Genomic DNA, 12,951 nt, shown 5'->3' with positions numbered 1-12,951 from the left:
TTGAGGATAAGCACCGACAATGCGACCAAAAGAACCCTCAGGATACCCCTTCGGGATTTGACACATTCGGCCCCTTGCCTGATCCCGGACCGCCCCGCACGGCTGTCGGCGGTAGGGTCGTTTCTGACCGATCTGGGACAGGGACGAAACGGAACATGTCATGGTAGAAGCGAAGGCAGAGGGCCCGCACCCGGAGACGCGGCAGGTCCTGCTGGAGGCGGCGATCCGCTGCGTTGCCGAAAACGGGCTCTCCAAGCTCACCTACCGCTCCCTGGCCGCCCAGGCCGGCGTCACCCATGGGGCCGTCCAGCACCATTTCGGCACGATCGACGCCGTCCTCGAGCAGGCCCTGCAGTACAGCCTTGAGCAAAGCCTGGTCACGCTGGAACCGGCGGGATCGCCGGAGGCCTGGTTTGCGTCCATGTTCGATCTGGCTGAGAAGCGCCCCTCTCTGCTGATGTTCCAGTATGAACTCATTCTCGAATCCAAACGGCGCCCGCGCTTGGTACCCCACGTGTCACGGCTCTACGCAATGTACCGTGACGCCACGCGGCGGGCGCTGAATGCCTTCGGCCTCAGCGACGAGGCGGTCGCCGAGGCGGTCCTGGCGGCCGTCGACGGGATCATCTACCAACTGGTGACGCTTGAGGAAGGCCAACTGGTGCACACCCGGCGGGCGATCCAGGGCCTGAAGTCGTTGCTGGCGGCAAACCTCTAACAGCACCCAAGCCGGGTCCGCCGTTCGGCATCGAAGTGTGTCCGCCGCGCTTACGGCCGGACCGCTTTCCGCCGACCCGCTACCAGCCAACCCTTGCGCCACGGCACATTACATATGTAATGTAACGCGCAACACACGGCTTCCTCCATGTGCTCCTAGTACTCCTAAGACTCAAAACGGAGCTATATCCCATGTCCAAACTGATCGACAGTCCGCCGGCCACCGCGCAGATCGCGATTGTGGGGAGCGGACCCTCCGGATGCTATGCCGCACAGTTCCTCCGCAAGCTGTGCCCCACGGCGCGGATTGGCCTCTTCGAACGCCTGCCCGTACCCTTCGGGCTGGTCCGCTACGGTGTCGCCCCCGATCATCAAGGAACCAAATCCGTTGACCGCCAGTTCGACCGGCTGTTCTCGCGGGGCGACGTGGATTTCTTCGGCAACGTCGAGATCGGACGGGACCTTTCCCTCGAACAGCTGCGGGAGATGTTCGACGTCGTGCTCCTGGCCACCGGCCTTGCCGGCGACAACGTACTGGATGTTCCCGGCGCCGACCTGGCCGGCGTCTACGGCTCGGGGCGCGTGACGCGATTGTTCAACGAACATCCCGACGAGCAGGACGAACTGCCGCGTTTTGGCAGCAGGATTACCGTTGTCGGCAACGGCAACGTCGCGCTGGACGTAGTGCGGCTCCTGACCAAGCCGGCGGAGGCGTTTGCCGGATCGGACCTGTCCGAAGACACCCTGCGCAGGCTCGTCCCGGAAACCGTCAGGCACATCGATGTCGTCGGGCGGTCTGCGGCATCGAACGCCAAATTCAATCCCGTCGTGATGCGCGAACTGGGCAAGGTGCCGGGGGTGCGGTTCCTTGTCACGCACCATCAATCCGGAACTCCCTCGGAGGAATCGTCTGCCAGAGCCTCCGCATTGGAATACCTGGCCGCTTTGCCGTCCGACAACCATCGGTGCACTGTCCATTTCCACCTGGGTGTGCGGCCGCTGCGTCTTGAAGGCGACGGCACGGTTGAACGCCTCGTTGTCCAGGCAACCGGCAGGGAAGGCAGCACTACGGAATTCGAAACCGACTCCGTTGTCACCGCCCTTGGATTCGGCGACGATCCGGGCAGCCCGTTCAGCCGGGATGCCTTGGCTGAGGACGGCGCAGACCTGGCCGTTGGCAGGCTTGGCCGCGGACTGTTCTGTGCAGGGTGGTTCCACCGGGGGCCCCGAGGGACCATAGCGGAGAACCGCGCGGCTGTCCGCACGGTTGCCGAGGGCATCGCAGCATCCCTCGACGCGCATGCGCCAACACAAAAGCCCGGGGCGGCCGCCCTGCCTGCTGTTATTCAGGACTGCGCTGTCCGTTATCCGCAGTGGCAGCGCATCGATGCTGCCGAGCGTGACGCCGCATCGCCTGACCGCTGCCGGAGCAAGTTCCGGGACCGGTCGGCGATGATCGCCGTCGCCCGCGGCGAACACATCCATACCCCGGCTTATGCCTGACTGCGCCGGGGCATCCTCCATAGCCAACCCTGAAAGGAATTTCAATGAAGGTGACCGTTCTCTTCGGAACTGAAACCGGCAACGCCGAGATGGCAGCCGAAGACATTGCCGAGGTTCTCGGTTCTGTCGTAGAGAGCGCGGACGTGACGGCCATGGACGACTACGACGTCCGCGGGCTCGCGGACGAGGATCTGCTGGTAATCGTCAGCTCGACCTACGGCGAGGGCGAACTCCCGGCTTCCGCACAGCCATTCTTCGACGCGCTCCAGGCGGAACGGCCCGCGCTGGCCGGCCTTCGGTTCGGTGTATTCGGCCTGGGAGACAGTTCCTACGACACCTTTAACAATGCAAGCACCACGATTGCCGGCACTCTCACCTCCCTTGGCGCAACCCTGCACGGTGCACCGGGTGTCCATGATGCCTCCGGCGGCTCGTTCCTGACCGACATCGCCGGGATCTGGGCCAAAGAGTTCGCCGCCACGCTCTAGACCGCATCGCCACCACCACACCGCCTTGAATCTTTAGTCGACCTTGAATCTGTAGCCGAAAGGATCATTCAATGACGACCACGACGCCGAATGTCTCGGAGCTCCTGCCTGTGCGGGATCCGGAATTCATCGCCGACCCTTATCCGTATTACGCACGCCTGCGGGCCGAACACCCCGTTCTCCGAGTGGAAGAGGGCCTTTATCTCGTTTCCCGCTATGCGGATGTGGCGTCCCTGCTGCGCAGCCCCTCGCTCGGGATGAACGACATGGACTTCGGCGTCAGCGAGCCTGTCAAGCATTCGGCTCTGTCGCACTTTCGGTGGTGGTGCGGCTTCCGGGCTTCCCATGATGGGGCATGGCTGATGCGAAAATGCTGGTCGGGATGCTGTTCTCGGGGTTGTCGGCGTTGGTGATCGAAGAGATCGAAGACACCGGCGAGGTGATCGTGGTTCACGCGTCGACGCGTGGCGGGGCTGTGGAGTGCCCGGCGTGTGGGACGCCGACTCGCAGGATCCATGCCTTCCATGAGCGGATGCCGGCGGACGTGCCGGTCGATGGGCGCCGGGTGCTGCTGCGGGTGCGGGTACGGCGGATGCGATGTCCGGTCACCGGGTGCCCGCGGCAGACCTTCCGGGAGCAGGTCCCGGGGTTGCTGGAGCGCTATCAGCGGCGAACGGTCCGGTTGACCGGGCAGCTGCGCGGCGTTGTTCACGAGCTTGCCGGCCGTGCCTCTGCCCGGCTGCTGCCGGTCTTGGGGATCACCGCGGGGCGGGACACCGCCCTGCGGACGCTGCTGGGCATCGCGCTGCCCGAGCGCACGGTCCCAAGCGTGCTGGGGATCGACGACTTCGCGTTGCGACGCGGCCGGGACTACGCCACGGTGCTGATCGATGCCGACACCGGCGCCCGGATCGATGCGATCCCCGGTCGGGGCGCCGTAGTCGTTGCGGACTGGCTGCGCGCGCATCCGGGGGTGCGGACCGTGTGCCGGGACGGTTCGACAGCCTACGCCCAGGCCGTGCGGGACGCGCTGCCCGCAGCGGTCCAAGTCGCTGACCGGTGGCACCTGTGGCACGGACTGGCCGAGGCCGTGGCCAAGGAAGTCGCCGCCCACTCGGCCTGCTGGGCCGGAGCGACCGGGCTGCAGGAGGGGCCACGGGCCCGCAGCACGGCCGAGCGCTGGGCCCAGGTGCACGGCCTGCTGGACAAGGGTGTCGGCCTGTTGGACTGCTCCCGTCGGCTGAACCTGTCCCTGAACACCGTCAAACGATACGCCCGCGCCGGCGTCCCTGAGCGCCTCCAACGCGTCCCGAAGTACCGGCCGACCCTCGTGGACCCCTACCGGGAACACCTGCGCACCCGCCGGGCAGAGGAGCCCGGGGTGCCGGTCCAGCAGCTGCTGCGGGAGATCCGCGGGCTGGGCTACCAGGGCAGCTCAAACCTGCTGCACCGGTACCTGAACCAGGGCCGCGCCGAGGACGACCGCTCGCACCTCTCGCCCCGCCGTGCGGCCGGGCTCCTGCTGACCAGGCCGGACAGGCTCACCGCCGCACAGCAGGAACGCCTCGGCCAGCTCGCCGCAGCCTGCCCCGAGATCACCGCGATGCTCGGCCTGGTCCAGGTGTTCGCCACCCTTCTCAGACCCGAGGAGGCGAATGCCGCCAGACTCGAGGACTGGGCCCACGCCGCCCGTGCTGCGGACCTGCCCCACCTGCATTCCTTCGTCCGCGGACTCGAGCAGGACCGCGACGCGGTCGTCGCCGCGCTCACCAAGGCGCAGCACAACGGCAGAACCGAAGGCGTCAATACTAAGACCAAGATGCTCAAGCGACAGATGTATGGACGCGCCGGTTTCACCCTCCTGCGCCACCGCATCCTCCTCGCCTGAACCCGGCGCGGTCCACCACCAAAAGTACGACAGAGCCAAGCATTCGGTGCTCGGCCAGGATCCGCCCGCCCACACGCGCATGCGCAGGATCATCAACAAATGGTTCACTCCCAAAACGGCGCGCACCTGGGTTGAGCTCACCCGCAGCACCGTAGAAAACAACCTGGACGCCCTCGGCCCCTCCGGGGAGATCGAAGCCGTCCGGAACCTGAGCATCGTCCCTACCCAGACGTCCATGTCCCGCATCCTCGACATCCCGGTGGGCGACATCGACGAGATCAAGTTCCATGGCTACAACATCATGCGGTGTCTGGCACTTGGCTTCGACGAGGAAGATTTCCGGATCGCTACTGAATCGATGCGGTGGTGCCAGCAGCTCGCCCGTAACCTGATCACGTACAAACGGGCAAACCCTGGAACGGGCCTGGCCGACGACTTCGTCGGCGCGCTGGACCGGGGCGAACTGACCGAGGCCGAGGTCGTCGGCAACCTGATCCTGTTCGTCCAGGTAGGCCACCTCGATGTCAACCATCTCATCAGCAACGGACTGAGGTTGATGATCGAGCATCCGGACGTATACGAGGCCTACCGCATGGATCCGGCCGTCCGGCCGCAGATCATTAACGAGATCGTCCGTTTCGATCCTCCGGAGCTCTCCGCAACGAGGATTGCCCTCGACGACCTGGAAGTTGCCGGAACGGCCATTCCGGCCGGATCATACGTGATGATGTCGCTGGCCTCCGCCAACAGGGATGAAACGGTGTTTCCCGACGCCGGCACCTTCGACTACACCCGCCCCGTTGCGGCAAGCCAGCACCTGAGCTTCGGTGCAGGGGTGCACGGCTGCGCCGGCCAGGCTCTCGCGCGCGCCGAGGCAGAGGCCATCTTCTCCGCCGTGGCCTCCCGATACAGCCGGCTGGAAGCTGCCGGAGATCCCATGATCCGGCACACCACCTTCCTGCGGTACATCGATTCCCTGCCGATCCGCCTCTCGTAATTGCCGCCGGCGGCTCCGGCCGCCGTCGTCCTCCTGCTCCTAAACGATCGGCAGCAGATGGTATGCCGGCCCGGCTACGCTGCCTTGCCCCGCCCCGCTCCGGCCCAGAGTGCCGACGCTACGGCGATCAGCACGGATGCGAACATCACCAGCCCCAGCAACGCTTCATTGCCGGTTCCGCCCAGGCCGACCAGCGGCGCAACCACCGCGCCAATGAGGAATTCGGCCGCACCGATCACCGCGGCCGCCGTGCCGGCGGCGCGGGGAGCCTGCTCGATGGCCAGAGCCGTGGCATTGCCCAGGATCAGGCCGAGCCCGGCGACCAGGACAAAGAACAGCACCAGCGTGCCGGCCAGGCTTCCGGCCCCCAACAAGGCGAGTACCAGGTAGGAGCCCGCCGCGCCCAGCATCAGCAGCTGTCCGGCCCCCAGCAGTGCCTGCGGGCTGACCCTGCCGGCCAGCCGGGCACTCACCGCGCTTAGCACGGCGATACCTGCCGCGTTCACCGCGAAAGCCACCGAGTACCAGCCCGGTGACAGGCCGTACAGATTCTGGAGGATGAACGGCGAGCCCGCTATATAGGCGAACATCGCTGCCAGTCCGAAGCCCACCGCCAGGCAGTACCCGAGGAACCGGCGGTTGCGCAGCACTTCGGCTGTGGAACGCAGCAGGGCGGCCAGCCCGCCGGCCTGGCGCCGGTCCGGCGGCAGGCTCTCGCGCACGAACAGCAAAGTCAGCAGCCACAGCACCACGGCCGCGCCGGCCAGTACGCCGAAGACACCGCGCCAGCCCATCAGCTCGACAACCACCCCGCCGATCAGCGGGGCCGCGACCGGGGCAATGCCCTGGATCGCCATCATGAGGGAAAACAGCCGTGCCGCCTGCCGGCCCGACGTCCGGTCCGCCAAGACGGCCCGGGCGAGCACCACCCCGGCCGCGCCCGAGGCGCCCTGGAGGAACCGCAGCAGGATCAGGATCTCCACATTCGGGGCCAGGGCACACAGCAGGGTGGCCAGGGCACAGACGGCAGAACCCCACAACATCAGACCGCGCCGGCCGAACTGGTCCGACAGCGGGCCGAACACCAGCTGTCCGGCGGCCAATCCGACCATGAAGGCGGTCAGCGTCAGCTGTACCGCGAAGGCCTCGGCCCCCAGGTCCCGCGCCAGCTGCGGTAACCCGGGCAGGTAGATGTCGATGGCCAGCTGCGGTATCGCGGAGACGGCGGCCAGCACCACCACCAGGAACAACGACGGCGGGGCCTGGACACCGTGCGTGTGACCGGCTTCTTTCTGTGGCCCGACGGCATCGACGGTTTGGCTGATACTGCCTGCCTGGTCCTTCATCATTCCACCCCCTCTATTCCGAGAGCAGGTAGAACACCTTCCGCACCGGCTCCAGGGCCTCGAAGGTCCCTGACCAGCCGGCCGGAAGGCTGTAGCCCTGCCCTGCGGAGACCTCGGTCACGGTTCCGCTGTCCTCGGTGAGCCGGGCCCTGCCCTGAAGCAGAAACGCCGACTCCCCCGACGGCAGGTTGGTATAGGTAAAGCCGTCCCGTTCGGCCGTCCAGGCCGCCATGGTCCCGGCACTTTCGCCGTCGCCGGCAAGGAGGCAAATCCTGATTTCGGGGTTGCCGTTGATCGTTGCCCACGGCGGCAGGTCACTGCCGTCCTCCAGGTCAAGGTTGGCGAACGTCTGCATATTAAAAAGGCGGGTGGGCACTAGGGCGTGTCTCCTCAGTAGATGCGTTGCGGGCCGGAGTGCCTGCAAACGCTGAAACGGTGCCGGCTATGGGTCAGAAGGACCTGTGCCGGTGATCAAGCTGTTCGGTGTAGCCGAAGGGGACCGCATCGCTGAGCCCGACGGTGAAGTGCCCGTCCCCCAGGCGGGTGACCAGGATGCCGTGCCGGCCGCCGCGCAGGGCGATTCCGATCATCCGGTCGACCGCCGCGTTCAAGCTGCGGTCCATGGCGGCCCGGTCAGCGACCCTGAGTTCGACAAGGGTTTCAGCCTTGGTGTTCACGAGCAAACCCGCACCTCTTCGCATACCGGCAGGACCGTATGGCCCTGCGCCTTCTCATACAGGGCCCGCGGTTCGACCCCCTGGGCCGCAATCCAGAGCGCCCCGGCAGCGGCGCTTACGGCCTCCACGTGACCGGTCCGGATGGTGCGCCCGTCTTTCAGGATCTGCACCTGCCGGCCGACCAGGTCCTTCCACTCTGCATGGCTTCCCATGACAATGCCTTTCGTCGTGCGAATTGTTGATGCGGTGTACGCCACAGGGTCTGTCCGTCCCGTGACGTCGCGCCGAGGCCTACAGGGGCAGGATATGGGGCCATCCTGCAGTCGCTTCAGGCGGTGGGCGGTGCCAATAAAGCGACACGTTCCAGTAGTTCCCCGTGGTTGAAGGATGGTGTGTTCCCAGCATTGTCCGGGATCGAGGCGGACTCCATGTCCACGCGGACAACGACCCCCGCCCCGGCCGTACCCTTTGCACACAATTCCGGGACGAGCCGGCAGGAACCGGATACGGCATGCGGACGACGGCGGCGCCCGGTGGGGGGCGGGCACCGCCGTCGTCCAGTCAATTGACCTATCGGCACGGAAGCGAACCGGCCGGCACGGCTTAGCCGCGCTTGAGGAAGTTGACGTCGTCCGGGCTGAACAGCTTGTTGCTGGTCCAGCCGTTGAGGTCGTACTGGTCCATGCAGTTCTCCACCAGGGACCGGGCGTGGTCCAGGGTGCCGTCCGTCCGGGCCGCCTCGTGGAGGGTCAGATGGCACAGCTCCGGCTGGCCAAAGTAATTGTGCTCGTACAACTCGTGCCGCGCACCGAACTCCGAGCCGATCGCATCCCAGAGCAGCTTCATGGTCTTGGAGCGGTCCAGGGCGGTCTTGCCGTTCGAGCCGCGCAGGTAGCGGTCCAGGTACGGACGCATCTCGGGGGTCTGGAAATCGATGGCGTTCGAGTTCAGGTAGATCAGTCCCGAGGCCACCACCGTCTCGATGATCTCGCGGATCCGCCGGTTCATGGACGAGGCCATGGACGCGTAGGCCCAGCCGTAGGCCCGGTTCGGGTCCAGCGTGCCGCCCCAGCCGACGGTGGCGTTCTCGATCATGCCGTCACGCAGGGCGTTGACGGCATGCCGGTAACCGATCACCTCGCCCAGCCCCGCCTGCACGCCGCGGAACTGCCCGGCACCGGTGATCTCCAAGGCCTTGCTCAGCGCGCCGATGAAGAAGTCCAGCTTCACACCGAACCGGGTGGACGCCTGCAGCACCGCCCGGCCCTCCCAGCCGGAAGCGCTGTCGAACTCGGCGAGCTTTTGCGGGTCGTAGATCAGGACGTTCTCCCACGGGATCAGCGCCTCGTCGAAGATCAGCACGGCGTCGTTCTCGTCCAGCCGCGAGGACAGCGGGTAGTCGAACGGGCTGGCGGCACGGGTTGCCACCGCCTCATAGGAGGCGCGCGAGATCATCTTGACGCCCTTGCCGTTGGTCGGGGCCAGGAAGGTGATGGCGAAGGACTTGTCCTTCAGCGGGGCGCCGGCGTGCGAGACGTAGACGTACTGCGTGGTCGGCGACCCGGTGGCCACCACCTTGGCGCCGCTGACGATGATGCCCTTGTCGGTTTCCTTCTCCACCCGGACGTAGACGTCCTTGACGTCCTCGGCGGCGCGGGCGCGGTCCACCGGCGGGTGCACGATGGCGTGGCCGATATGCAGGACGCGTTCCTGGGTTTCCCTGTACCAGTAGCGGGCGTTGTCGGCGAACTCGCCGAAGTACTCGGGGTTGGCGCCCAGGCCGGTGATCAGCGAGGCCTTGTAGTCCGGGGAGCGGCCCATCCAGCCGAACACCAATTCCTGCCAGGTCCGGATGGCCTCGCGGCTGGCGCGCAGGTCGTCCTTGCTGCGGGCGACCTTGAAGAACGGATGGGTCAGCCCGCCGTTGCCGGTATCCGTCGGCGCGGTCATGACCTGGCGCGTGGCCGGATCATGCAGGGCATCGTAAAGGCCGGCCAGGGACCGGGCGGAGTTGCGGAAGGCCGGGTGGACGGTCACGTCCTGGACACGCTCGCCGTAGATCCAGACCTCGCGGCCGTCCCGCAGGCTCTCGAGGAACTCGTCCCCGGTCTGCATGCGTCCCCGGTTCGGGGCCGCGACATCGGCCACCGGCTGTGCCTGGTGCTGCTCCGAGGCCAGGGTCTCGTTTTCGCTGACAGCTGTCACTGTTGGATTCCTTTCGCGAGGGCGCCGAACCGGCCGGCATGGAAGGTGAGGGGCTGGCCGCCGGCATGGGAAAGCCGGTCCACGCGGCCGATGAACAGGGTATGGTCGCCGGCCCGGTGCCGGTCCACGATGGTGCAGGACAGGTGCCCGACGGCGCCGTCGATCAGCGCCATGCCGTCCTGCCAGACGAAGCGCGGGGCCGTGCCGGCGGGTTTGCCGGCGAAATGGCTGGCGGTCTCCTGCTGGTCGTGGCCGAGGATGCTGACGCCGTAGCGCAACCCGGCCATGAGGCGGGCATGCATTTTCGCGCGCTCGCCGATGGAGACCAACACCAGCGGAGGATCCAAGGAAACCGAGACGAATCCGTTGGCTGTCATGCCGTGGACTTCACCGTCGTCGGACACGGCCGTGACGATGACTACACCGCTGGCGAAGCTGCCCAGGGTGCGGCGAAATTCCATCGGGTCGATGGCGGGAACTGGTTCGAGAAGTTGTGTACCGTTGTACATAACTTGAGATGCTAGAGAACTGTGAGGCCGAGCACAAGAGTTTGCGGGAAAGTTTTTTTGATCCCGGAATTCTGAAGGAAATGCGGCGGCGGGTTGACGCCGCAGCACGGAGTGGAACCCGACTGCACTGGCATACGGATGTACGCAAATCCCGACAGGCAACACTTTCATGCGGGAACCAAGAGCATTTATGTACATTTGACTCGTGACCTTGCAGCAAACCCGCACCAAGCGCCGCCCCAACGATCCGGCCCGACGGCAAAGAATCATCGAAGCCGCCGCCCGAGTGGTCGCCGAACACGGGGTCGATGCACTGACGTTCCGCGCGGCCGCCAGCAGGGCCAAGGTCCCGCTGGGTTCGACCACCTACTACTTTGCGGACAAGGAGGACCTGCTCGCTTCCACCGTCCGGGCCATCCGCGAACGCAACCAGAAGTCCTTCCAGGACATGCTCGAGCCCCTGATTGCCGAGCACGGACTGGCCGGCGGCCTGGCCGCCCTGGTCGAGGAAGTGACCGTGCGCCAGCGCCCCCAACTGGTCCTCGAGTACGGCCTGTACCTGAGCACCCTGCACAGGCCGGCCCTCAGGCCGGACATCACCCAATGGCTCATGGAAGCCACCGTGCGCCCCTACTGCGACGAGCAGACCGCCAGGCTCCTCGGCTTCACCCTCGAAGGCATTCTCCTGCAGTCCGTCATGGAGGACGTCATGTTCTTCGCCACCGACGTCGAACCGATGCTGGCCAAGATCACCGACGGCAAATAGGCCGCCGCGGGCCGCCCGGCCGCCTCCCTGCCCGCATGCCGCCTAGCATCCAGGACGGCAACCCACAAGGGGAAGCAGGGCCGAAACCCCTCCGGCATCCCGAATTCACATAACGCCGGACACTTTACAAGCGACGCCGGTTACTGTAATAAACATTCAGTAACGCACGTCACACCCTGCCGGGGGCCAGCCACCCCGTGCGGTTCCCAACTTCAGGAGGACCCGGTGTCCGCTTCCACAACTCCCGGCCTTGATCCGCAGTCGACGACGAACCCGCGGACGCTCACGAGCACCAAGATCATTGTCTTGATCGTGGCCGCCCTTACCCCGCTCTCAGTTGTCGTAGGAACCCTGCCGCTCGGCCTGGCCTTCGGCGGCCCCTCTACAGCGCTGATGTTCGTCGCCTCCGGCCTGATCATCGGCCTGTTCTGCGTCGGTTATGTCCAGATGGTCCGCCGGATCACCCGCCCGGGCGCGTTCTTCAACTACATCGCCCGGGGACTCGGCCGCCCTGCCGGTGTCGGCGCCGCCATGATCGCGGTCATCACCTACTGCATCGGCCTGATCGCCGTCTACGCGGTCCAGGCCTTCGTCACGCAGGAGATCCTGGCCGGCTTCGGCCTCGCCGTCCCCTGGCAGGCGTGCTTCCTGGTCCAGCTGCTGCTCGTCACCGTCCTGGCCTACCGGAAGATCGATCTGAGCGCCCGGGTGACCTTCGTGATCGTCGCCCTGGAGCTGCTGGTCCTGCTGGCGCTGGTCACAGCGATCGTGGCACAGAAGGGGCCGGCCGCCTTCCCCCTCGACGCTATTTCGCCGTCGGTCATGGGCATCGGCCAGTGGACCGTAGCCTTCGTGTTCGCCATCCTCTGCTACCAGGGCTTCGAAGCCGGCGCGCTGTACGCACCGGAGGCGAAGGATCCCGAACGCACCGTGCCGCGCGCCCTCTATGGTGCCCTGATCGTCCTGACCGCTTCCTTCGCCATCGTCGCCTGGGTGCTGACCGGGGTAACCGGTGTTGACGGCCTGCAGGAAACCGTGGGCGCGGATCCGGCCGGATTCATCTTCACTACTATGGGAACCTATCTCGGCGACGCCGGCGTCTGGGCGCTGTCCGTGCTGGCGCTGCTGGCCCAGCTTGCCTGCACCCTGGCCTACACGAACTTCACTTCCCGCTACCTCAACAGCCTGGCCAACGAGGAGCTGCTGCCGGCCTTCCTCGGCCGGAAGAACCGCCACCACTCCCCCGGCAGCGCCATCGTGGCACTGACCGTGCTGGTCATCGTCGCGGTGCTGGGGCTGTCAGCCCTGGGCGTGGACCCGTACACGGAAATCTCTCCCGTGGGCTTCGGCCTCGGTGCCCTCGGCGCCACCACCCTGCAGGCCTTGGCCTCTGCGGCCGTCGTCGGCTTCTTCCTGCGCCAGCCGGCCGCCGAACGGCACTGGTGGAAAACCACCCTGGCGCCCATCGCCGCAACCGTGCTGCTGGCCGCAGCACTGTACATTGAGCTCATTTCCTTCAGTTTCATTACGGGCAAGGACACCCCGGAAATGCTCGCGGTCCCGTGGGCCATCCCGCTGACGGCCGTGCTGGGCATTGCCTTCGGCTTCTGGCTGCGGAAGAACCGCCCCCGTATTTACCTGAGTCTGGCCGCCGGCGACACGGCCGAGGAGGCGGCGGAAATCCAGCGGCAGCGGAACCTGCTCCGCTCCGGCAGCGCCGGGGAGGAAGTCCCCGAACTGGCCGGGGAAAAGTAACCCGCGACTCCTCCCGGGTACTCCTCATGCCCGGCGGCCGGCGCCAAACGCGCCGGCCGCCGGGTGCGGCGGGCCGAAAGGGCTGCCTATGTACAGTTGA

Annotated in this window: 14 protein-coding genes; 8 read left to right on the top strand and 6 right to left on the bottom strand. The window is 66.3% G+C overall.

The features are described from left to right. The first annotated feature begins 160 nt into the window (after positions 1-160). The 6 genes from ACFQ36_RS00195 to ACFQ36_RS00170 all read left to right on the top strand — a co-directional run bounded on the left by ACFQ36_RS00195 (position 161) and on the right by ACFQ36_RS00170 (position 5,593). The gene (locus ACFQ36_RS00195) at positions 161-718 is read left to right on the top strand and encodes a TetR/AcrR family transcriptional regulator (RefSeq protein WP_377009366.1); all 558 of its coding nucleotides are present in this window, start codon (positions 161-163) and stop codon (positions 716-718) included. A 191-nt stretch (positions 719-909) separates the two neighbouring features. After that, complete coding sequence (locus tag ACFQ36_RS00190) at positions 910-2,220, top strand: FAD-dependent oxidoreductase (RefSeq protein WP_377009364.1); 1,311 nt, start codon at positions 910-912, stop codon at positions 2,218-2,220. Positions 2,221-2,264: 44 nt separating this feature from the next. Further along, positions 2,265-2,708 carry a flavodoxin domain-containing protein gene (locus tag ACFQ36_RS00185; RefSeq protein WP_377009362.1) on the top strand — a complete coding sequence of 148 codons (444 nt, stop codon included), beginning with the start codon at positions 2,265-2,267 and terminating at the stop codon, positions 2,706-2,708. Positions 2,709-2,779: 71 nt separating this feature from the next. Then, entirely contained in the window at positions 2,780-3,121 is a 342-nt protein-coding gene (locus ACFQ36_RS00180; protein ID WP_377009360.1) for a hypothetical protein, read from the top strand. Next, on the top strand, positions 3,064-4,596 hold the full coding sequence (locus ACFQ36_RS00175; RefSeq protein WP_377009358.1) for an ISL3 family transposase: 1,533 nt from the start codon (positions 3,064-3,066) through the stop codon (positions 4,594-4,596). The genes ACFQ36_RS00180 and ACFQ36_RS00175 overlap by 58 nt, the downstream gene beginning before the upstream one ends. Next, the gene (locus ACFQ36_RS00170) at positions 4,547-5,593 is read left to right on the top strand and encodes a cytochrome P450 (protein WP_377009356.1); all 1,047 of its coding nucleotides are present in this window, start codon (positions 4,547-4,549) and stop codon (positions 5,591-5,593) included. The genes ACFQ36_RS00175 and ACFQ36_RS00170 overlap by 50 nt, the downstream gene beginning before the upstream one ends. 74 nt (positions 5,594-5,667) lie before the next feature. Here the strand turns inward: ACFQ36_RS00170 and ACFQ36_RS00165 are convergent, their stop codons facing one another. The 6 genes from ACFQ36_RS00165 to ACFQ36_RS00140 all read right to left on the bottom strand — a co-directional run bounded on the left by ACFQ36_RS00165 (position 5,668) and on the right by ACFQ36_RS00140 (position 10,330). Beyond that, positions 5,668-6,942, bottom strand: a complete 1,275-nt coding sequence (locus ACFQ36_RS00165; protein ID WP_377009354.1) for a multidrug effflux MFS transporter — start codon at positions 6,940-6,942, stop codon at positions 5,668-5,670. Between the two features lie 10 nt (positions 6,943-6,952). Further along, entirely contained in the window at positions 6,953-7,315 is a 363-nt protein-coding gene (locus tag ACFQ36_RS00160; protein WP_377009352.1) for a cupin domain-containing protein, read from the bottom strand. Positions 7,316-7,388: 73 nt separating this feature from the next. Beyond that, on the bottom strand, positions 7,389-7,616 hold the full coding sequence (locus ACFQ36_RS00155) for a hypothetical protein (RefSeq protein ID WP_377009350.1): 228 nt from the start codon (positions 7,614-7,616) through the stop codon (positions 7,389-7,391). Then, positions 7,613-7,828 (bottom strand): hypothetical protein, encoded by a 216-nt coding sequence (locus tag ACFQ36_RS00150; protein ID WP_377009349.1) that lies wholly within the window; start codon positions 7,826-7,828, stop codon positions 7,613-7,615. The genes ACFQ36_RS00155 and ACFQ36_RS00150 overlap by 4 nt, the downstream gene beginning before the upstream one ends. 391 nt (positions 7,829-8,219) lie before the next feature. After that, the gene (locus ACFQ36_RS00145) at positions 8,220-9,821 is read right to left on the bottom strand and encodes a 4-hydroxyphenylacetate 3-hydroxylase N-terminal domain-containing protein (protein WP_377009347.1); all 1,602 of its coding nucleotides are present in this window, start codon (positions 9,819-9,821) and stop codon (positions 8,220-8,222) included. Beyond that, positions 9,818-10,330, bottom strand: a complete 513-nt coding sequence (locus ACFQ36_RS00140; RefSeq protein WP_377009345.1) for a flavin reductase family protein — start codon at positions 10,328-10,330, stop codon at positions 9,818-9,820. Before ACFQ36_RS00140 ends, ACFQ36_RS00145 begins: the two co-directional genes overlap by 4 nt. A gap of 205 nt (positions 10,331-10,535) precedes the next feature. Here ACFQ36_RS00140 and ACFQ36_RS00135 point away from each other — a divergent pair, with 205 nt between their 5' ends. Further along, positions 10,536-11,096 carry a TetR/AcrR family transcriptional regulator gene (locus ACFQ36_RS00135; RefSeq protein ID WP_377009343.1) on the top strand — a complete coding sequence of 187 codons (561 nt, stop codon included), beginning with the start codon at positions 10,536-10,538 and terminating at the stop codon, positions 11,094-11,096. Positions 11,097-11,321: 225 nt separating this feature from the next. Beyond that, positions 11,322-12,851 (top strand): APC family permease, encoded by a 1,530-nt coding sequence (locus ACFQ36_RS00130; protein ID WP_377009341.1) that lies wholly within the window; start codon positions 11,322-11,324, stop codon positions 12,849-12,851. The last annotated feature ends 100 nt before the right edge of the window (positions 12,852-12,951 follow it).

Origin of the sequence: Arthrobacter sp. GCM10027362, from assembly GCF_042679445.1 — a bacterium.
Lineage (GTDB): Bacteria > Actinomycetota > Actinomycetes > Actinomycetales > Micrococcaceae > Crystallibacter.
The sequence above is the reverse complement of the archived record's forward strand: the minus strand, read 5'-3'. Positions and strand labels throughout refer to the sequence as shown.